Genomic DNA, 19,178 nt, shown 5'->3' with positions numbered 1-19,178 from the left:
AACGCCGACACGCCTACGACGGGTTCATGCACTTCTACAATCACCACCGATCCCACGGATCACTCGGCTGGAGGTCACCAATCGACACCCTCACCCGATGCTCCGAGGACAACCTCCCCGCGGAGCACAACTAGCCGCCGGCCCCCGCCGTCCACGATTCGGTGCTGTTCCACGCGGCGACGGTCTGGGTGCCGGCGTCGTCGCGGAGCCACAGACCCGAACCGGTGACGGCGAGCGACAGCGCGGCGCCGGCCTCGACCGGCGCGAGGTACTCGATCTGGCCCCGGCCGATCAGCGGCTGATCGCCCGCCATCAGGAACTCCTCGACGATCGACCACTGCGCCGCGTTGTTGACGTGGCCCAGTTGATCGACGTCGGTCATCCGGAATGCCCACGGGTGGAGGGCGGCGCCGACGGGCGCGTCCTTCGGCAAGCTGAGCTTGGACGAGACACGGCGGTCCCCGGCGGCCTCGCCCCACGTCGTGAAGAACTCGTCGCCGAGGCGCGCCGGCCGCGCCGTCGTCGTGTCGACCTGGACCCACAGGCTGACCGCCTCGATCGACGCGCCGCCGTCGCCGGTGATCGAGGTGCGGCGCTCGGCCCACGAGCGACCCCAACCCGTGCAGAAGGTGACCAGCTGCACTCGCTCGTTGAGCACGGCCGGCGTGCGGACCTCGATCATCGTACGCCGCACCACCCAGGCGAGCGCGTTCGGGAGCAGCGCATCGGATGCGTCGTCGCTGGCGATGTCCTGCAGGTACCGGGCGATGGCGTCCAGCCGGAGCCGGCCGGTGGCGTCGGCGTCGGCGAGGCGCACGACCCGGTCGTCGGCGAACGTCCTGCCCGTGGGCCGCGGCGGCAGCAGCTCGGTGGCCGGCATCAGCGTCACAGTGGCTCCCGCAGCATCACCGACGCGAACTCGCCGTCGCGGCGGACCTCGACGAAGTCGAAGCGCCGGTACAGCCGCCGCGCCGGGTTCCGCATGTCGACGCACAGGCTGCAGCGGGGCACGACCTCGACCAGCGCGGACAGGAGCGCGCTGCCCACCCCGCGTCCTCGCTCCGCCGCGACCACGGCGAGACCGATCTCGGGGGTGCGTTCGTCGACGAAGCCGTAGCCCTGGACGAGTCGCGCCCAGACCGCACCGATCGGCCCGCGTTCGGTCTCGGCGACGAAGCCGACGTCGCCGGGCAACGAGCCGAAACCTGCGTAGTAGCGACGAATGCCCGGATCGTCGACGGCCTCGGGCGCGAACGGCGGCGCTCCGGGCGGCACGAAGAGGGCCTCGTACTGCATCTCGCGGAGGAACGGCTCGTCCTCGGAGCCCGCCGGTCGGATGACCACGCGGCGACACTAGCTCCGGATGCACGCACGCCCCTCCTGTTCGCCAACCGGGCGAACGCACTCGGCACGCAAGCGCAACGGTGCCACCCGGCACGAGCCGCCCGGCGACGGGCCGGCGCAGCGGCGGATCGCATCCCGCGAAGGCACACGTGCTTACATGACCGGATGCGCAGGTGTTCGCCGTGAGCGACTTCAGTGACATGACGTTCGCCGAGCGGAAGGCGATCGTCACCGGCGGCGCAAGTGGGATCGGCAAGGCGACCGCACTCCGCCTCGCCGAGCTGGGCGCCGACGTCGTGGTGAGCGACATCGACGAACCCGGCGGCGCGCACGTCGCCGAGCAGATCGGCGGGCGCTTCGCGATGCTCGACGTCGGCGACCCCGAGGCATGGGACCGCGTGGTCGCTGCGTTCGGACCGTTCGACATGGCATTCCTCAACGCCGGCATCGCCACCAACCCGGGGCTGCCGCCGGCGCCGGGTGTCCCGATCGCCGACCTCACCGACGAGGCGTATCGCAGGATCATGGGCGTGAACGTCGACGGCGTCGTCTACGGCACACGCGCCGTCCTGGCGGGCATGACCGATCAGGGCGCCGGCGACATCGTCGTCACCGCGTCGATGGCGGGTCTCGGCCCGATCGCCATGGACCCGGTGTACGGGCTGACGAAGCACGCCGTGGTGGGCTTCGTGCGCTCGATGGCCGCTGCTCTCGATCAGCTGCCCGACGGACCCGATGTCTGCATCAGCGCGATCTGCCCCGGCTTCACCGACACGAACATCATCGGCGACGGCGCACGGGAGTTCGTCGCCGAACTGGGCCTCGAGATCATGCCGGCCGACCGCGTCGCGCAGGTGGTCGCGAGGACGATCGCAGAACGACCGCAGGGCGGACAATGGGTGATCTGGCCGGGCACCGAGCCCAGGCTCTACGAATGGAACCCGCCGATCGAGGTCTGATCACCCCATCGGCAGGCTGAGCACCTCGAGCCGCACGCCGTCGGGCGAGTACACGAGCAGCGTCACCGTCCGGTCGGCGGCGACGTCGACCGTGACGTCGAGCACCGACGGTGCACCACACTCGTCGGCGGACGGCCACGGGTGCAGCGTGAACACGGCCGGACCGGGCTCGAGCTGGACCTGGACGTCCTGCGTGCCACCGAGCACGTGCCGCTGGAAGCCGGCGTGTTCCACCCGCTGGACGTGACAGGCGCCGCTGCCGTCGCCCACGTAGAACGCGTCACTGCCGACACTCACGGTGAGCGCGTCTCCGAACGCCCGGGTGTTCGGAGCGAACAGGTACACCACGCCCGTGCCCGGGTCCGGGGCGGCAGGCGCGCCGAGGGCGCCCGTGGGGTCGACCTCCCACACGCTGGGGGCCGCCGCCGCGCCCTGGTCGTCGCCGTTCGTGAACAACGTCGTGATCTGCTCGCCCTCGACCGCGTTGAACAGTGCGGCCAGCTCGTCGCCATCGGGCCCCGCGCCGGCGGCGACGATCGAGAGCGAGTACCCGGGCGGCGCCCCGAAGTAGTCGCTCGCCGCCCCGTACTCGACGTTCTCGGCGAGCAGGATCGGGCCGGTGGTGAACGTCCGCCTCCCCCACACGTCGATCGGGTGGGTCTCGCCGTCGACGCCGACCCACAGGTTGACGACACGGTTCGCGCCCTCGTACTCCGAGCGGTCCGGGAGCGGCAGCTCGGCTGGTCCGACGGTCTCGCTCGACGCCGGGGCGTCGACGGCATCGACGACGTCCTCGCGCTGCTCGGCGACCAGCTCGCGCACGTTGTCGAGGACGGGCGGTGGGGTCTCCTCGTCGTCGCCGCCGCACGCCGCGAGCGCGACGACGGCGAGGATCAGGGCTGTTGCAGGAGTTGGACGAGCGAGCTCGTGTCCCAACGCTCCCCTCCCCGCGCCACCACGTGTTGGTAGAACTGGTCGACCAGCGCGGTCACCGGGAGGCGAGCCCCGAGCCGATCGGCCTCGGCCAGGCAGATGCCGAGGTCCTTGCGCATCCACTGCACCGCGAACCCGAAGTCGAACTCGCCGGCCGCCATCGTCCGGGCCCTGTTCTCCATCTGCCAGCTGGCGGCAGCTCCCTTGCCGATCGTCTCGACCACCTCGTCGATGTCGAGGCCGGCCCGCTGCGCGAACGCCACCCCCTCGGCCAGGCCCTGCAGGAGGCCGGCGATGCAGATCTGGTTGACCATCTTCGTCGTCTGGCCGGCACCCGCCGGCCCGAGCCGTCGGCATTCGCGTGCGTAGGTCATCACGATCTCGCGGGCCGCGTCGAACACGGCCTCGTCGTCGGAGCCGCACATCACCGTCAACTGCCCGTTCTCGGCTCCGGCCTGCCCACCCGAGATCGGCGCGTCGACGAACCCGAGATCGCGAGCAACGCACGCGGCGGAGAGCTCGCGAGCGACGTCGGCCGACGCCGTGGTGTGGTCGATCAACGTCGCACCCGCCCGCATCGCGCCGATCGCACCGAACTCGTCGAGCGCGACCTGGCGGACGTCGTCGTCGTTGCCGACGCACATCATCACGAACTCGGCGTCCTCGACCGCCTCCGACGGGGTCGGCGACGCCTGGTGACCGTGCTGTGCGACCCACGCCAGCGCTCGGGATGCGGTGCGGTTGTACACGGTCACCGAATGGCCATTCGCAGCGAGGTGGCCGGCCATCGGCCCGCCCATCACGCCGAGGCCGAGGAATGCGACACGAGCCATGCGAGGAGTCTGGCAGGTCCCGCACCACCGGATGTCGCCCGGATGGGTCAGACTGGTCCCCATGCCGATCGAGTCGGTACCGCGACGTTGGACGATCGCGACGTGGCTGGTGGCGGGCAGCCGCGACGACGTCGAGGCGATCGCCGCCCCGCTGATCGACGGCGAGCTCGACGTCGTCATGCTGCAGTCGATCGGGAAGCGCAACGTCGACGCGCTCGCCGCCGCGATCGGGGCGAACCACGTGTGGGCGCTGTCGCACCATCGGCGCAGCCGCCTGCTCCCCGGTTCGGGCGTCGGGCTCGCAGCGCTGACACCGCACCGCATCATCGGCACGGTCGATGCGGTCGTCGGCGAACACCGATCGCGGTGGTCCAAGCATCGGCGCATCGCTCAGGAGGTCACCGTCGAGCGGGCCGATCACTCCGCGTACGCGATCTCGCACTCGGTCGCCGACGGCACCGTTACCGGGCCGGCAGGGCCACCGCGCATCGTGGTGCGGCCGTCGCTCGTCGACGCCGGTGCCGAACGGGCGGTGGAGCTACCGGACGGGGCGGTGCTCGTCGATGTCGACGCCACGACTCCGATCGCCGGCGCGGCACCGCTGCTGACCGTGACGTTCGAGATGGCGTGGGTGCAGGGCGACTTCGGCTGAGCAGCCACGTGCGGCCGCTACTTCTTGGCGGCCTTCTTCTCGGCTTTCTCGGGCTTCAGCACGCCCTTGGCGAGCGCGTCGTCGAGGTACGCCTCGGCGTCTTCGGACGACACCTTCAGCGCCGGTGAGATCTCGCTGATCAGGTTGACCCGGGCGCGCTCGTACATCGTGCGCTCGGCCGCGGACAGGGACGCGTCGCGGTTGCGGGCGGCGAGGTTTCGCACCACCTCGGCGACCTGGTAGACGTCGCCGCTCTTCAGCTTCTCCTGGTGGTTCTTGAAGCGGCGGCTCCAGTTGGACGGTACGCGCGGGTCGGGCTTGGCGAGCACTGCGACGAGGTCTTCGAGCTCGTCAGCGCTCACCGGTGGGCGGACGCCGACTTCTTCGGCCATGTCGACGGGCACCTTCAGCGTCATCTCGCTGATGACCGTCTCGAGGATCAGATACTCCTTCTTCTCGCCGAAGGCCTCCATCTTCTTCGTGCCCTTCACGACGCAGGCGCCGTGCTGGGGATAGATGAGGGTTTCGCCCTTCTTGAAGTTCACGCAGTACCTCTCCGTCGACAGTGCCGTGTGGCCCAGAGTCGGAGGGTCAGGCTACAGCGCCCCCGACAGGATTCGAACCTGCGACCTTGTCATTAGAAGGGACTTGCTCTGTCCAGCTGAGCTACGGGGGCAGGATCGAAGATACCCGCGGGCGAACGAGTGCGCTGCCGGTCAGAACCGGGTCGCCTCGGCGCTGCCGGCCGCGCCGCCCGCACCGCCGGGTCGGCCGCCCGCTCCGGCCTCGATGTTCACCCCGTCGACCGAGCGGTCGGCGGTTCCGTCGTCCCACCACCCGATGGCGTCGCCCCCCGAGGCCTGCAGGCCAGGCGGTGCCGTGTCGTCGAATCGGAGACCCGTGCCGGCGGCGCCACCCGACGCTCCCGAGCCGGGGCCGCCCTCCACCCCGGGCGCTCCTGACTCGCCACCGGCTCCGCCGTCGCCGCCCGTGCCGGCGCGAACGAGCCCACCGGACAGGCCGACCGACCCGACACGGCTCGTGAGCAGGCCGATCGACGGACCGCCTGCGCCGCCGCCCCCCTGGGCGCCGCGACCGCCCGCGCCGCCGCCACCACCACCGCCACCGGTGCCCGCCGTGTCGAGGAACGACGACGCACCCTCTGCGCCGTCGCCGCCCGCGCCACCTGCGCCACCGGACCCACCGAGACCACCCCGCCCCCCGTTGCCGCCCGTGCCGCCCGCGATCGTCGAGTTCTCGATGCTGATCACGCCGGTGTCGACCGCCCACATGCCGATCGACCCGAAGCCGCCCTCACCGCCGCCGCCGCCGGGTCCGCCGGTTCCACCACCGCCGCCACCACCGCCGCCGCCGCCGCCGTGCAGGACCAGACCACCACCCCCGCCGCCACCCGACCCGCCCACACCGGTCCCCCCGTCGCCGCCGGGTGCGCCGGGGGCACCCCTCGGCACCGGCCGGGCCGCGTCGGTGACGCCCACGCCGCCCGATCCACCCGCACCTCCGGCACCACCGGTGCCGCCGGCGCCGGGGGCGCCGTTCGCGCCGTCGACCCCACCTGCGCCGCCGCCGGGTCCGTCGCCGTCGTCGCCCGCGTCGAGGCCCTCGCCGCCCGGACCACCGGTGTACCCGTTGCCGCCCGCCGCACCCGCGCGCTGGTTCGACGCATCGGTGCCGTCGGGGGCCGTTCCCAGCTCGTCGGGTGCGCCTGTGCCGTCACGGCCGCCGGTGCCCTGTCCACCGCGGAGCACCGAGTCGACGACGACGAGCTCACCGAGCTCTTCGGCGGCCAACCCGACGCTGTGGCCCGCGGTCGCGGCGCCACCCACGGCCGTCGAGAACTCGACGACGACGCGGTCGGCCTCCTCGACGACGATCCCGTAGCTGTCGGTCTCGCCGCCCGGACCCAGCACCGTGAGACCCGAGATGATCGTCGACGACGTCCCGACGACCGCCAGACCGAACGCCTCCCCGGTGACGACCGCCGGGGCGTCGACGTCGCGGACCCAATCGGCGTCGTACCCGCCGTACAGGCTCGTTCCTGCGTCGACGACGACGTTGCCGTGCGTGTAGGCCTCGCCATCGATCGACCGCAGGTAGATGTCGGTCGACGAGCCGGCCGTGGCGCGCAGCGCCCGCCCGAGCGTCCCGAACGGCTGACCGCGGCTCCCGTCGCCCGCGTCGGACCCCTGCACGCCGTCGACGTAGACAGCGGCATCGGCATCCTCGAGGACGTCGATGCGCAGGTCATCGGTGGCGACGTCGCCACCGCGACCCGTCACGATCATCTCGAACCGCAGGACTTCGGGCCGATCGGGCGCGGTGAACACGACTTCGGCCCCGACGAACCGGCCCTCCCCGCCCGTGACGTCGGTGCCGGCTGTCTGACGCCAGACCACCGACTGGTCCTCGTCGCTCAGATCGAGCGCCGTCAGCGTCACATCGCCGCCACCGTCCGCCGCGAGGTCGTCGCCGGCGTTGGCCACCGCCGGTGCCGGCGGGAGCGTCGTGGTGGTCGTGCTCGTGGTGCTGGTCGTCGACGACGTCGTCGTCGAGGTCGTGGTCGAGGTGGTGGTCGAGGTCGAGGGGGCGACGGTCGACACCGGCACGGTCCGGGCAGGTGTCGTCAGGGTGGCGTCGCTCGACTCGATCGAATCGTCCCCGCTCGACACGGCGACGACGACGCCGATCACCAGCACGGCGGCGGCCACCGCACCCAGCGCGATCAGGTACTTGGGCTGCAGGAAGTCGGGCCGCGCCGGCGGCACCCCGCCCGCGGGCGTCGCAGCACCACGGGGCGGCGGCCCGGTGGGCGGCCGGCTGGGTTCGCCGGGCGAGCCTTCGCTCGGCCCGAAGTCGTCGGTCACGACGCGTCACGGTAGCGGCGAGGTGCACGCCGGAACCGGTCACCGCGCAGGAGCACCCGGCGCGCCACGTCGAGCGCGACGACCACGGCGCCGTGAGCGTCCGGCGCGCCGCCTCGAGCGCCGAGCGCCGGCAGGCACACCCGGCGCACCGCGTCGAGCGCGACGATCACCGCTCGGTGATCGTCCGGCGGAGCAGGTCGAGCGCCGAGATCACCGAGAACTGCCGCATCTGCTCGCGCAGCCCGGGCAGCCGAATGGTGTGCGTGAGCTCGCCGCCGGGCCACACCAGGCCGACGCACAACGTGCCGGCCGGCATGCCGTCCTGCTCGGCCGGTCCGGCGACACCCGTGAGCGCCAGGCCGACGTCGCTGTCGAGCACGCGCCGAGCGCCGTGCGCCATCTCGAGCGCCGCGGGCTCGCTGACGACCGGACCGTCGCCGACGCCCAACACCGCCTGCTTCACACCGGTTGCGTACGACACGATCGAACCGCGGAAGACGCGGCTCGAACCCGGGATCTCGGTGATCCGCGCCCCGACCAGTCCACCGGTGACCGACTCCGCGAGCCCGAGCGACCAGCCGCGCTCGAGTAGGAGGTCGAGCACGACCGACTCCATCGTGGCGTCGTCCACACCGAACACGATCTCGTCGATCTCCTCACGGACGCGCTGCTCCCAGTGGTCGAGCACGGACTCGCACTCCGCGAGCGACTCGGCCTTGGCGGTCAACCTCACCTTGAGTCCGTTCCAGCCGCTCGCCAGGAAGGCGAGCGTGGGCGTGCCGAGCTGGTCGAGCTCGGCGACCACGCCCTCGAGCCGCTCGTTGAGACCGCTCTCGCTCTCACCCCACGTGCGCAGCACCCTGCTGGCGATCACCGAGGTGTCGCCGGTGCGGCGCTTGAGCTCGGGCAGCACCGCTCGCTCGAACATGTCGCGCATCTCGTGCGGCACGCCGGGCAGGGCGACGACCACCTTCGGGGACCCGCGCCGGGTCACCGGGCAGATGAGACCGGGCGCCGTCCCGCGCGTCTGCGCGATGACCGTCGCACCGGCCGGCACCATCGCCTGGCGGAGGTTGTTGTCGGGCATGCGCCGGCCGCGGCTGGCGAACATCTCGCGGATCGTCGCAGCGACCGACTCGTCGAGTGTCAGCTCGGCGTCCATCACCGATGCGATCGCCTCGCGCGTCAGGTCGTCGTGCGTCGGCCCGAGACCGCCACAGACGATCACCGCGTCGGCCTTGTCGAGCATGGTGTCGAGCTGGTCGACGATCCGGCCGACGTTGTCGCCGACCTTGACCTGCAGCAGCGAGTCGATGCCGCGCGCGGCGAGCTGTTCGCCCAACCACGCCGAGTTGGTGTCGACGATCTGGCCGAGCAGCAGCTCGGTGCCCACCGCCAGCACGTCACATCGCATCAGCGGCCCGCCATCATGCGAGGTGCGACTCGGCGAGCGCCTTCTCGGTCACCCTCGAGTACCAGAGGTACTGGGCGCCGCTCACCAGCGAGAGACCGACCGCGGTCCACAGGAGCGTCACCCAGAACCACTTGTAGTCGACGGCGAACCATGGCCAGAGCGCGAACCCGACGGCCAGCTGCTGGAACACCGTCTTCCACTTCGCGAGCTGGCTCGCCGGGATGCTCACGCCCTTCGACGCCACGAACGTGCGGTAGACGCTGATGATCACCTCGCGACCGGCGATCAGCGCCACGGGGAGCAGCCAGAACACCTCGCGGGTGACCAGCGTGAACATGGCGCCCAGCACCAGCACCTTGTCGGCGAGCGGGTCGAGGAACGCCCCCGACGCAGTGGTGCCGTGGCGGCGAGCGATGTAGCCGTCGATGCCGTCGCTGACGCTGAGCAGGAACCACAGGCCGAACGCCAGCCACGAGCCACGGTTGTGATCGGGGATGACGAGGAACATCACCGGCGAGAACACGAGCCGGCCGACGGTGATCGCGTTCGCCCACGTGGCGAGCGCGTTCGGGTCGACGGGCATCAGCGATCGTCCCCCGACCCGTCGGCCTCGGCCCGGGCGTCACCGCCGACGGCGACGAGATCCGGGCCGAGCGCGTCGGCGATCTCGACGGCGGCGAACTCCCCCACGACGAGATCATGCCCGATGTGGACGACCCCGTCGATCTCCGGGGCCTCGCGCACGCTGCGGGCGACGCCGGGCGCATCGACGAGCACGTCGACCGTCGCGCCGATCAGCTCGTCGCGGCGCGACGCCGTGATGCCGTCTTGCAGCTCGCGGAGCTCGGCGAGGCGTTCGTGCATCAGTGTCTCGTCGACGGAGCCATCGAGGGTGGCGGCCTGCGTGCCATCCTCCTCCGAGTAGGCGAAGAACCCGCACCAGTCGAGCTGCGCCTCCTCGACGAACCGGAGCAGCCGGTCGTGGTCGGCCTCGGTCTCGCCGGGGTACCCGACGATGAAGTTCGAACGGAACGCGGCGGCCGGCTCGCGCCGCCGGATGTCTGCGATGCGACCGAGGAAGCGGCCGCCGTCGCCCCACCGGCGCATCCGCCGGAGCAGCGGCTTGCTGACGTGCTGCAGCGACAGGTCGAAGTACGGCACGCCGGTGCCGCAGATGGCGTCGACCAGATCGTCGGTGAGGTCGCTCGGGTACAGGTAGAGGAGACGGACCCAGTCGACCCGCTCGGCGACGGCGGCGACCAGCCGCACGATCGAACCGGCACCGAGCTCCTCGGGCCGGTCCTTGCCGTACGAGGCCAGGTCCTGGGCGATCAGGACGATCTCCCGGGCCCCGAGCTGGTCGACCTCGCCGAGGATCTGAGCGATGTCACGGCTCCGCTGCGGACCACGGAAGCTCGGGATCGCGCAGAACCCGCACGACCGATCGCACCCCTCGGCGATCTTGACGTAGGCCCAGGGCGACGCGGATCTGGGGCGCGGCAGGTTGAGCAGATCCAGCTCGGGGAGCGGCGCCGACGACACGGGGATCAGGGTCTTGCCGGCGGAGCTCGGGCCCGCGGTGAGCGGGACCCCGAACCCCGCCACCCGGTCGACCTCGGGCAGGGCCTCGGCCAGCTCGTCGCCGTAGCGCTCGGCCATGCAGCCGGTGACGACCAAACGGGCCCCCTGCCGGCGCTGCTCGTCGAGGGCCAGGATGGTGTCGATCGACTCCCGTCGGGCCTCGTCGATGAACGCGCAGGTGTTGACGACGACCAGGTCGGCGTCGTGCGCCTCGTCGGTCGGTCGCATGCCGTCCGCGAGCAGCGTGCCGACGAGCTTGTCGGAGTCGACCTGGTTCTTCGGGCAGCCCAAGGTCTCGACGTAGAAGCGCTGCGACATGACGGTTTGCGAGGCTACCGGTGGCGCTCATTCGCTGCTGGGAGCAGCGCTTGCGCGCGCAACGTGTCAGACTGCCGGTCGTGGCAACCGACATCGAGTTCTGGATCGACCCCATTTGACCCTGGTGCTGGGTGACGGCCCGTTGGGTCGTCGACGAGGTTCGTCCGCACCGTGATCTCCGTGTCACGTGGCAACCGATCAGCCTGTACTTCAAGAACGAACCCGAGGAGGGATCCGAGTACCACGACCCGGTGCTGAAGACCCACCGGATGCTGCGGGTGATCGAGGCGGTGCGCGGATCCCTCGGGGACGACGCCGTCGAACCGCTCTACTGGGAGTACGGGCGCCGGATCCATCACGACCAGGACCGCGACTTCGATGTCGCCGACGCGCTCGAGTCTGCCGGCCACGACCGAGCGTTCGCCACCGCAGCCGACGACGACGACTGGGACAAGGAGATCAGGGCGCGGATGGACGTCGGCCTCGACCTCGCCGGCGACGACATCGGTACGCCGATCATCGCCCTGAAGAACACCCAGGGCGTCAAGCAGGGCTACTTCGGGCCCGTCATCACCCGGGTGCCGCCGACCGAGCTCTCGCTCAAGATGTGGGATGCCCTCACGGCGATGATGGAGGTCGAGGGCTTCTGGGAGCTCAAGCGGACGCGGACCGAACGGCCCGACTTCGGCGACCGCCCCTGAGCCGGGCGTGCGGGAAGACCGCGACCGGGAACCAGCTGCCGGCGCACGAACGCCGAAATCCGAGGTTGCGCACGACGAAGGCCCTGGAAGACGATAAGGTTCAGCTGTCTACCGACCAGTAGGTAGCCTCCGCCCTCGATCGTCAGGACTCCCATGACCCAGTCCCCCGTGGCCGTGCTGCCGCCAACCGACAGTCCGGCACCCGAGAGTGAGCGTCCGACCGGGCTCAAGCCCGTGCTGGACGTGATCCCCGCCCACTGCTACGAGCGCTCGACCGTCCGCGGCCTCGGCCTCGTCGCTCGCGACCTCGTCCTGTACGGGGCAGCGGTGCTCGGCCTCGTCGTCACCGACAACCCGTTCCTCCTCGTCCCGCTGTGGATCCTGGCGGGCGTGAGCGTGTCGGGCCTGTTCGTGCTGGGCCACGACGCCGCCCACGACGCGCTGTTCGACTCGAAGCGCCTGAACAGCGTCGTCGGTCGCATCACGATGCTGCCGTCATGGCACGCCACCGAGGTGTGGATCTTCGGCCACAACCGCGTCCACCACGGCCACACGCTGCGCCAGGGGATGGACTTCGTCTGGCATCCGCTGACCGTCGACGAGTACCAGGCGCTAGGACCCGTGCGACGGCTGCGCCATCGACTCGAATGGGGGCCGCTCGGCGCCGGCGCCTACTACCTCCGCGAGGTGTGGTTCAACAAGATGGTCCGCTTCACCCCGCCGGCCAGGTGGGCGCGCCCGATGCGGCGCGACCAGGGTCTCGTCGCACTGTTCGCGTTTGGCACGCTGGCCACAGCGGTCGCTCTGCAAGGGTTCGACGGCGTCTGGACCTGGGCCAAGGCGGTGCTGATCCCGTTCCTGCTGTTCTGCCAGGTCATCGGCTGGGTCGTGCACGTCCACCACATCCAACCCGAGATTCGCTGGTGGCCGCGTCGCGAGTGGAACCGCTACCGCGGCCAGGTCGAGGGCACCACCGTGCTGTGGGGGCCGCCGGGCTGGGACTTCTTCTTCCACTGGATCATGGTCCACCTCCCCCATCACGTCGACATGCGGATCCCCTGCTACCGGCTGCCCGAGGCCACCAGAGCGATCGCCGAGGCGTTCCCGGGCGAGGTCGACGAGCGACCGATCAGCGTGCGCGACTACCTGCGGTCGGTGCGAGCCTGCAAGCTCCACGACTTCGAGACCGGCACCTGGAGCCGTTACCCCTGATCCGCCTCGGTCGGGCCGCCGGGACGACCGGGCCCCGATCGTCGCTGGTAGGCGGCGACCGCTGCATTGATGGTGGGGTAGACGCGCTCCTCGCCAAGCCGGTCCTGGAGGCCCGACCTGATCAGCATGTCGTGCACCTTGTGGTTCGGGCGGGCGAGACTGATGGTGATGCCGTCGGCCTCGAGGTCGTCGAACAGCTCGGCGAGGTGATCGACGGCGGTGGTGTCGATCGAGCCGATCCCCTCCATGTCGAGGATCACGCCGGTCTCCTCGCCCGGGTTGCGCACCAGCGCGGCCTGCAGCCGCTCGCGGTAGTACTCGCCGTTGGCGAAGAACAGCGGCGCGTCGAAGCGGTACACGAGCAGACCGGGAAGTGGTGTCGCCCGCTCGTCGTCGAGCTCGATCCAGCCGTCGAGGTCCTCACCGCCGGCGCCGAGCACGGCGTCGTGCGGCCGCGCGACGCGGCCCAGGGTGATCAGCACCGACAGGCCGACCGCCACGAGCACCCCGACGAGGATGTCGATGCCGATCACCGCCAGGCAGGTGATCGCGGCGAGGGCGGTCTCCGCCCGGCTGAGCTTCGCGAGGCGGCGGAACCCGGCGACGTCGATCACCGCGAACGCGGCGGCGACGATCACGGCGGCCAGTCCGGCGCTCGGGATCTCGGCGAGCAGCGATCGACCGACGAGGAGGAACACCAGGACCGCCACGAACGTGACTGCGCTCGACAGCTGGGACTTGCTGCCGATCGTCGCCGGCACGAACGAGCGCGACGCGCTCGACGACATCGGGAAGCCACCGGCGAACCCACCGACCGTGTTCATCGCGCCGAGCGCGAACAGCTCGCGGTCGGCATCCACCTCGTAGTCCTGCTTCGCCGAGATCGACCTGGCCGTGAGGATGTTGTCCGTGTAGCCGATCAGCGCGACGCCGGCGGCGGCCGGCACGAGTGAGCCGACGTCCCCCCAACCGACGTCCGGCACGCCGAACCTCGGCAGCGCGGCCTCGATGTCGCCGACGACGCCGACGTCGAGGTCGAGCAGGGCGACGGTGACCATCGAGCCACCCAGACCGATCAACGCACCCGGCCACGTCGGGCGGTAGCGGCGCAGCAGCATGATCACCGCCAGCGTCGCGAGCCCGATGCCGACGGTGGCGCCGTCGATCTGATCCAGGCTCGTCACGAACTCCCACACCCGGCGGAAGGGGTTGTCGGCGTCGATCGACACGCCGGTGAACGAGCGCAGCTGGCTGGTGAGCAGCGTCGTTCCGACACCCGTGATGTAGCCGACCAGCACCGGCTTCGAGAGCAGGTCGGCGACGAAGCCGAGACGCAGCACGCCGGCGAGCAGCGCGAACAGTCCCACGAGCACGCCGATCGTCGCCATCAGCGCGGCGTACCGGTCCGGGTCGCCACCCGCCAGCCCTGCGGCTGCCGCTGCGGCGAGGATCGCAGTGCCCGGCTCGGGCCCGATGCCCAGGTGGCGGCTCGTGCCGATCAGCACGTAGATCGGCAGCGCCACCAACACCGCCCGGAAGCCGGCGGACGGCGGCAGACCACCGAGCTCCGCATACGCCATCGCCTGCGGCACGACCATCGCGGCGACGGTGAGCCCCGCGAGCACGTCGGGCCGCAGCCAGGCTCGCTCGTACTCGCCACGCCGCACCAGTTGCGGCAGCGAGCGCGCGCTCATGTCGGGCCAGGTGCGCCGGTCGAGCTCGTCACGGGTTCGCGGGGGCCTCGTCGACGTCCTCGTCGACGTCTCGAGCGTCGTCCTCGTCGACGTCCCGAGCGTCGTCCTCGTCGACGTCCTCGGCGTCGGCGGGCCGATCGGCCGGCGGTGTGCCATCGAGCGGGAGCTCCATGCTCTCGCCCGGAGCGAGCGTGTACACCTCGCCGCCGAGGCCGAAGCGTGCGAGCTCCGAACGCCCCTTGCGTGACGAGACCCGCACGCGATCGCCGGTCACGCGCAGGTCGAGGCGCTGCCCGTGGGTGCGGACGTTCATGTGCAGGGACTCGAGCTGCTCGGGCAGGTGCGGGTCGAGCCACACCACGCCGTCGTCGATCGTGAGCCCGCACGCCCCGCGTTGGAGGATGTCGACCGTTCCGGCCATGACGCCGGTGTGGATGCCCTCGGCCGTGGTGCCGCCCTGTACGTCGTTCAGGTCGCTCTGCAGCGCATCCATGAACCGCTCCCACGACTGCTGGGGGTCGATGCGCGCCAACACCGACGCGTGCACGACCTGGCTCAGCGTCGATCCGTGCGACGTTCGGTGCATGTAGTACTCGATGTTGCGCCTGATCTGGTCGTCGTCGATCGGGTGTCCGAGCCGTTCGAACACGTCGCCGATCTCCTGGCGCGAGAGCATGTAGAAGAGCATCACGAGGTCGGCCTGCTTCGACAGCTTGTAGCGGTTCGGCGTGTCGCCCTCGGCTTCGAGGATCCGATCGAGGCGCTGGATGTTGCCGTACTCCTCGCGGTACCGCTCCCAGTCGAACTCCTCGAGCTCGTCGTAGCCCTCGAATTGGCTGATGATCCCGTCACCGTGGAACGGCACGTGCATCTTGGTGCTCATCTCGTGCCAGCGGCCGATCTCGGCAGCACCGATGTCGAGTCGCTCGGTCAGTTCGGCGGTCCGCACGTCGTCGAGCAGCTCGAGCACCTCCAGCGCCCGTCGGCACAGCCACGCCACCATCACGTTGGTGTACGCGTTGTTGCTGAACCCCGCTTCCTCCGCGTCGGGATAGCGCTCGTGGTACTCGTCGGGTCCCATGACGCCGTGGATCTCGTAGCGGTCGAGCTCGTCGTTGTAGTCGGCGACGCTCGACCAGAACCGGGTGATGTCGAGCAGCATCTCGGCGCCGTAGAGCGAGAGGAACTCGATGTCGTCCGTGGTCTCGAAGTACCGCCACACGTTGTACGCGATCGCCAGGTTGACGTGCCGCTGCAGCCGTGAGTCGTCGGGCAGCCAGTGGCCGGACTTCGGGTTGAGGTGGAGGAGTTGGCTCTCTTCGCGGCCGTTGCTGCCGCTCTGCCACGGGAACATCGCGCCGCCGAAACCCTCCTGGCGAGCCGCTTCCCGTGCGGCCGGGAGCCGGCGGTAGCGGTAGAGCAGCATCGCCCTCGTGATCTCGGGCATCCGCAGGTTGAGGACCGGGAACACGTAGAGCTCGTCCCAGAACACGTGGCCGCGATACGCCTCGCCGTGCAGGCCGCGGGCCGGCACGCTGAAGTCGAGATCCCGGGTGTTCGGCGAGACGGTCTGCAGGATGTGGAAGATGTGCAGCCGCAGCAGCATCTGCACGTACTCGTCGCCCTCGATCGAGACGTCGCAGCGGCGCCAGAGGTGCTTCCAGGCGTTGGTGTGGCTCTTGCGCAGCTCCTCGAACCGGCCGACGGTGAGCACGGCCTCCTCGGCCTCTTGCAGGCACTCGGTGATGCCCGAGTCCTTCGAGGTGTAGATCGCGACGGTCTTCTCGACCGTGATCGGCGCACCCTGCTCGAGGTGGAACGCCATCTGCTCGCCGATGTAGCCGGGCTCTTCGAGCAGATGCCGATCGATGCGAACGGAACGGTTCCCCTCGAACACACGGGTGCGGGCTGCGAGCGCCATCCGGATCTGCGACTGCGTGGTCTGCACGTGGAGGCTCATGCCCTCGTGGTCGAGGCTGCGGGTCCCGAGGGTTTCGAGGTGCTGGCTGTTCAGCTGGCGGTACCGGGGCACGCCATGGTTGATCACGCGCCCGTCGAGTGCGGAGCGGATGTGCACCTTGCCCGACCAGTTCTCGGCGGTGATGTCGACCTGCACCGCGGCGAAGTGCGGCTGGCCCATGTGGACGAAGCGCCTCGTGCGCAACGTGGTCTCGCGGTCCTGCGGGTCGCGGAAGCGCACCGTCCGCTCGAGCATGCCTTCGTCGAGATGGAGCTCCTTGCGGTACGACAGCACCTCGACGGCCATCAGGTTGAACCAGTCGCCGGTGTCGGGACGGAACTTGACGCTCAGCCAGTTGGGGAAGTTGACGAGGTCCTCGTTCTCGATGTCGCGGCCGGCGACCTCGGTCGGGAGCCGGTTGTAGCCGCCGGCGAGGTACGTGCCCGGATAGTGGAAGTCGTCGGCGTCGGCCTCCTCGGCGGCGCCGCGGGTGCCGATGTACCCGTTCCCGAGCGTGGTCAGCGCCTCACGCAGGGCTTCCTGCCCGGGGTCGAACTCCTCGTAGACCAGTGACCAAGCCGGCATCGCCGCCTCCCGACGCGAAAACGTCCCTTGCTTCCGTCACGAGCCTACGATCCAGGCGGGTACCGCCCGAAGGGCCGAAAGTCGGTGCTGGCCGTGATCAACGACCGCACGGCCTCGGAGCCGGCTGTTCGAGCTGCGGGCCCGGCCCGCTCCGGGTCACCGAGAGCACGGCGCCGGCCGCGATCAACGACTGCGCAAGGTGGCAGCCAGCCGTTCGAGCAGCAACCCGACGTCGGGCACCTCGGGCACGCCGTAGTCGGCGCCGCTCGGACGTGCGGAGTCGGACACGACGACGACGCCGAGCCCGTTCGCAGCCAACGCTGCGAACGCGTCCTCGTCGGTGAGGTCGTCCCCGAAGAACATCGGGAGCACGTCGTCGTGGTCGAGGTCGAGCGCGTGCATGACCCACTCGACGGCCTTGCCCTTGTGCCACTCGATCGCGGGTTGGAGGTCGAACACCTTCTTGCCGAGTGTCTTGCGGATGTTGGCGAACTCGGGCTCGGCGAGGGTCTCGTCGACGGCGGCCTCGACGACGGCCACCTCGTCGTCGGCCACGAGGCGATAGTGGACGGCGATCGAGTACTTCTTGCGCTCGACCAGCGAACCCTCGACGTCGCCGAGGCGTGCCTCGACGTGGTCGGCGAGCGTCTGCATCACGGGGAGGAAGCTGGTGCCGTGGTCGTGCTGGACGGCCAGGCCGTCGGGCCCGCCGATGTCGAACCCGTGGCTGCCGGCGTACACCAGGCTGTCGATGCCGACGAGCTGCTCGACGTCGTGGCGGTCGCGCCCGCTGATGATGCCGACGGTGCACAGACCCGCGAGATCGGTCACGACCTCGCGCATGTGGTCGGAGAGCACCGCGAGCTCGGGCCGTGCCACGATGGGCGTCAGCGTGCCGTCGTAGTCGAGGAAGACGGCGAGCCGCTTGTCCCCCAGGCGCTGCTCGATGGCTTCGTAGTGATCGAGGGCCGAGGGCAGGTCCTGGATCGGCGCCATCGCCCCGCTCGTGTCGTCCATGTCGCCATTCCTCCCGATCGAAGACCCGTGAGCTTGGCACACGGGCGTCAGGTGATTGGTCGCCGCCGGCGATGTGATGGTTCCGCCGGTCGGGCAGACTCCCGCCATGACACGGATCGGGTTGGTGACGCTGCTCGTCGAGGACTACGACGCTGCGATCGAGTTCTTCGTCGACGCCCTCGGTTTCGAGCTCGTCGAGGACTCGCCGGGCACCACCGACGACGGCCGACCGAAGCGCTGGGTGGTCGTACGGCCGGCACGGGGCGGGACCGGCCTGCTGCTCGCGCGCGCCGACGGCGCCGACCAGCGCGCCCGTGTCGGCGATCAGGCCGGCGGTCGAGTCGGCTTCTTCCTCGAGGTCGACGACTTCGAGGACCGGTTCGCACGGATGCAGCGCGCCGGCGTGGAGTTCCTCGAGACGCCGCGAGCTGAGCCGTACGCCACGGTCGCCGTGTTCCGCGACCTCGCCGGCAACCGCTGGGACCTGCTCGGTCCGCCGACAGGGGCCTGACCCTCAGCTCCAGATCGTCGTCGCGCCTTCGGGGAGCGGTACGTCGAACAGGTTGAGCATCATCGAGATCAGGCAGTAGTAGCCGGCGACGGACACCAGCTCGACCAGCTGGGTCTCGCCCAGCAGTTCGGCCGCCTCGGCGTAGGTGGCGTCGTCGACCCGATGCCGCTCGAGCAGCTGGGTGGTCACGGCGTGGACGATCCGTTCGTCGTTGCGAGAGAACTCCGGTGTCCGCCCCTCCCGGAGCGCCTCGATCACCGCCGGTTCGACCCCGTGGTCCAGCGCCATCGGCGCATGGGCGAAGAACTCGAACTCCGCCTGCCAGAACGCACCGACCGTGCAGATCACGACCTCGGTGAGTCGGCGGTCGAACGCCGTGCCGAACCGGAGGTGGCCGCCGAGCGACGAGAGCCGGCGCCCGATCTCGGGTGCGTGCAGCCAGGCGTTGAACGGTCCGGCGAGCCCCCCGTCGGGCGTGAACAGGTCGAGCCCCCCGCCGCCGCGGCTGCCGGTGATGCCGTCCCAGAGCTGCCGCTGCTGGTCGTCGAGGGCGGACTCGGTGATCGGTCGAAGCCGGGA

At 70.5% G+C, this 19,178-nt stretch carries 19 protein-coding genes and 1 tRNA gene; 5 read left to right on the top strand and 15 right to left on the bottom strand.

What is annotated here, in order from left to right:
• Window positions 1-130 precede the first annotated feature (130 nt).
• Window positions 131-880 (bottom strand): acyl-ACP thioesterase domain-containing protein, encoded by a 750-nt coding sequence (locus tag QNJ12_RS18995; protein WP_300625042.1) that lies wholly within the window; start codon window positions 878-880, stop codon window positions 131-133.
• A 5-nt stretch (window positions 881-885) separates the two neighbouring features.
• Window positions 886-1,344: a GNAT family N-acetyltransferase gene (locus tag QNJ12_RS18990; protein ID WP_300625041.1), complete on the bottom strand. Its 459-nt coding sequence runs from the start codon at window positions 1,342-1,344 to the stop codon at window positions 886-888.
• A gap of 182 nt (window positions 1,345-1,526) precedes the next feature.
• On the opposite strand from QNJ12_RS18990, the gene QNJ12_RS18985 reads away from it, so the two are divergent.
• Window positions 1,527-2,303 carry an SDR family oxidoreductase gene (locus tag QNJ12_RS18985; protein WP_300625040.1) on the top strand — a complete coding sequence of 259 codons (777 nt, stop codon included), beginning with the start codon at window positions 1,527-1,529 and terminating at the stop codon, window positions 2,301-2,303.
• On the opposite strand, the gene QNJ12_RS18980 is transcribed toward QNJ12_RS18985, so the two are convergent.
• Both QNJ12_RS18980 and QNJ12_RS18975 read right to left on the bottom strand, forming a co-directional pair.
• The gene (locus QNJ12_RS18980; protein WP_300625038.1) at window positions 2,304-3,239 is read right to left on the bottom strand and encodes a hypothetical protein; all 936 of its coding nucleotides are present in this window, start codon (window positions 3,237-3,239) and stop codon (window positions 2,304-2,306) included.
• Window positions 3,197-4,069, bottom strand: a complete 873-nt coding sequence (locus QNJ12_RS18975) for an NAD(P)-dependent oxidoreductase (RefSeq protein WP_300625037.1) — start codon at window positions 4,067-4,069, stop codon at window positions 3,197-3,199. Before QNJ12_RS18975 ends, QNJ12_RS18980 begins: the two co-directional genes overlap by 43 nt.
• A 61-nt stretch (window positions 4,070-4,130) precedes the next feature.
• Here QNJ12_RS18975 and QNJ12_RS18970 point away from each other — a divergent pair, with 61 nt between their 5' ends.
• Entirely contained in the window at window positions 4,131-4,721 is a 591-nt protein-coding gene (locus tag QNJ12_RS18970; protein WP_300625036.1) for a hypothetical protein, read from the top strand.
• 17 nt (window positions 4,722-4,738) lie between these two features.
• Here QNJ12_RS18970 and QNJ12_RS18965 read toward each other — a convergent pair whose 3' ends face one another.
• The 7 genes from QNJ12_RS18965 to rimO all read right to left on the bottom strand — a co-directional run bounded on the left by QNJ12_RS18965 (window position 4,739) and on the right by rimO (window position 10,919).
• The gene (locus tag QNJ12_RS18965; RefSeq protein WP_300625035.1) at window positions 4,739-5,266 is read right to left on the bottom strand and encodes a CarD family transcriptional regulator; all 528 of its coding nucleotides are present in this window, start codon (window positions 5,264-5,266) and stop codon (window positions 4,739-4,741) included.
• Between the two features lie 57 nt (window positions 5,267-5,323).
• Window positions 5,324-5,397, bottom strand: a tRNA-Arg gene (locus QNJ12_RS18960).
• A gap of 40 nt (window positions 5,398-5,437) precedes the next feature.
• Window positions 5,438-7,606 (bottom strand): hypothetical protein, encoded by a 2,169-nt coding sequence (locus QNJ12_RS18955; protein ID WP_300625034.1) that lies wholly within the window; start codon window positions 7,604-7,606, stop codon window positions 5,438-5,440.
• A complete protein-coding gene (locus tag QNJ12_RS18950; RefSeq protein WP_300625032.1) occupies window positions 7,603-7,776 on the bottom strand; it encodes a hypothetical protein in 174 nt (57 codons plus the stop codon). Before QNJ12_RS18950 ends, QNJ12_RS18955 begins: the two co-directional genes overlap by 4 nt.
• Window positions 7,773-9,020: a competence/damage-inducible protein A gene (locus QNJ12_RS18945; RefSeq protein WP_300625031.1), complete on the bottom strand. Its 1,248-nt coding sequence runs from the start codon at window positions 9,018-9,020 to the stop codon at window positions 7,773-7,775. Before QNJ12_RS18945 ends, QNJ12_RS18950 begins: the two co-directional genes overlap by 4 nt.
• Before the next feature lie 13 nt (window positions 9,021-9,033).
• Window positions 9,034-9,603 (bottom strand): CDP-diacylglycerol--glycerol-3-phosphate 3-phosphatidyltransferase, encoded by a 570-nt coding sequence (gene pgsA, locus QNJ12_RS18940; RefSeq protein ID WP_300625030.1) that lies wholly within the window; start codon window positions 9,601-9,603, stop codon window positions 9,034-9,036.
• Complete coding sequence (rimO, locus tag QNJ12_RS18935; protein ID WP_300625028.1) at window positions 9,603-10,919, bottom strand: 30S ribosomal protein S12 methylthiotransferase RimO; 1,317 nt, start codon at window positions 10,917-10,919, stop codon at window positions 9,603-9,605. Before rimO ends, pgsA begins: the two co-directional genes overlap by 1 nt.
• A gap of 131 nt (window positions 10,920-11,050) precedes the next feature.
• Here rimO and QNJ12_RS18930 point away from each other — a divergent pair, with 131 nt between their 5' ends.
• Both QNJ12_RS18930 and QNJ12_RS18925 read left to right on the top strand, forming a co-directional pair.
• Window positions 11,051-11,620: a hypothetical protein gene (locus tag QNJ12_RS18930; protein WP_300625026.1), complete on the top strand. Its 570-nt coding sequence runs from the start codon at window positions 11,051-11,053 to the stop codon at window positions 11,618-11,620.
• Window positions 11,621-11,773: 153 nt separating this feature from the next.
• Complete coding sequence (locus QNJ12_RS18925; protein ID WP_300625024.1) at window positions 11,774-12,832, top strand: fatty acid desaturase; 1,059 nt, start codon at window positions 11,774-11,776, stop codon at window positions 12,830-12,832.
• Here the strand turns inward: QNJ12_RS18925 and QNJ12_RS18920 are convergent.
• The 3 genes from QNJ12_RS18920 to otsB form a co-directional block, all read right to left on the bottom strand.
• Entirely contained in the window at window positions 12,823-14,526 is a 1,704-nt protein-coding gene (locus QNJ12_RS18920; protein WP_300625023.1) for a SulP family inorganic anion transporter, read from the bottom strand. The genes QNJ12_RS18925 and QNJ12_RS18920 overlap by 10 nt on opposite strands.
• Window positions 14,527-14,554: 28 nt before the next feature.
• Window positions 14,555-17,071: a glycoside hydrolase family 65 protein gene (locus tag QNJ12_RS18915; RefSeq protein ID WP_300625022.1), complete on the bottom strand. Its 2,517-nt coding sequence runs from the start codon at window positions 17,069-17,071 to the stop codon at window positions 14,555-14,557.
• Window positions 17,072-17,254: 183 nt separating this feature from the next.
• Window positions 17,255-18,088 (bottom strand): trehalose-phosphatase, encoded by an 834-nt coding sequence (otsB, locus tag QNJ12_RS18910; protein ID WP_300625020.1) that lies wholly within the window; start codon window positions 18,086-18,088, stop codon window positions 17,255-17,257.
• Window positions 18,089-18,194: 106 nt separating this feature from the next.
• Here otsB and QNJ12_RS18905 point away from each other — a divergent pair, with 106 nt between their 5' ends.
• Window positions 18,195-18,599: a VOC family protein gene (locus tag QNJ12_RS18905; RefSeq protein ID WP_300625018.1), complete on the top strand. Its 405-nt coding sequence runs from the start codon at window positions 18,195-18,197 to the stop codon at window positions 18,597-18,599.
• 3 nt (window positions 18,600-18,602) lie between these two features.
• Here QNJ12_RS18905 and QNJ12_RS18900 read toward each other — a convergent pair.
• Window positions 18,603-19,178: hypothetical protein (locus QNJ12_RS18900; RefSeq protein ID WP_300625017.1), on the bottom strand; the 576-nt coding region annotated here is incomplete at its 5' end.

It is taken from the genome of Ilumatobacter sp. (assembly GCF_030065885.1).
GTDB lineage: Bacteria > Actinomycetota > Acidimicrobiia > Acidimicrobiales > Ilumatobacteraceae > Ilumatobacter.
The sequence above is the reverse complement of the archived record's forward strand: the minus strand, read 5'-3'. Positions and strand labels throughout refer to the sequence as shown.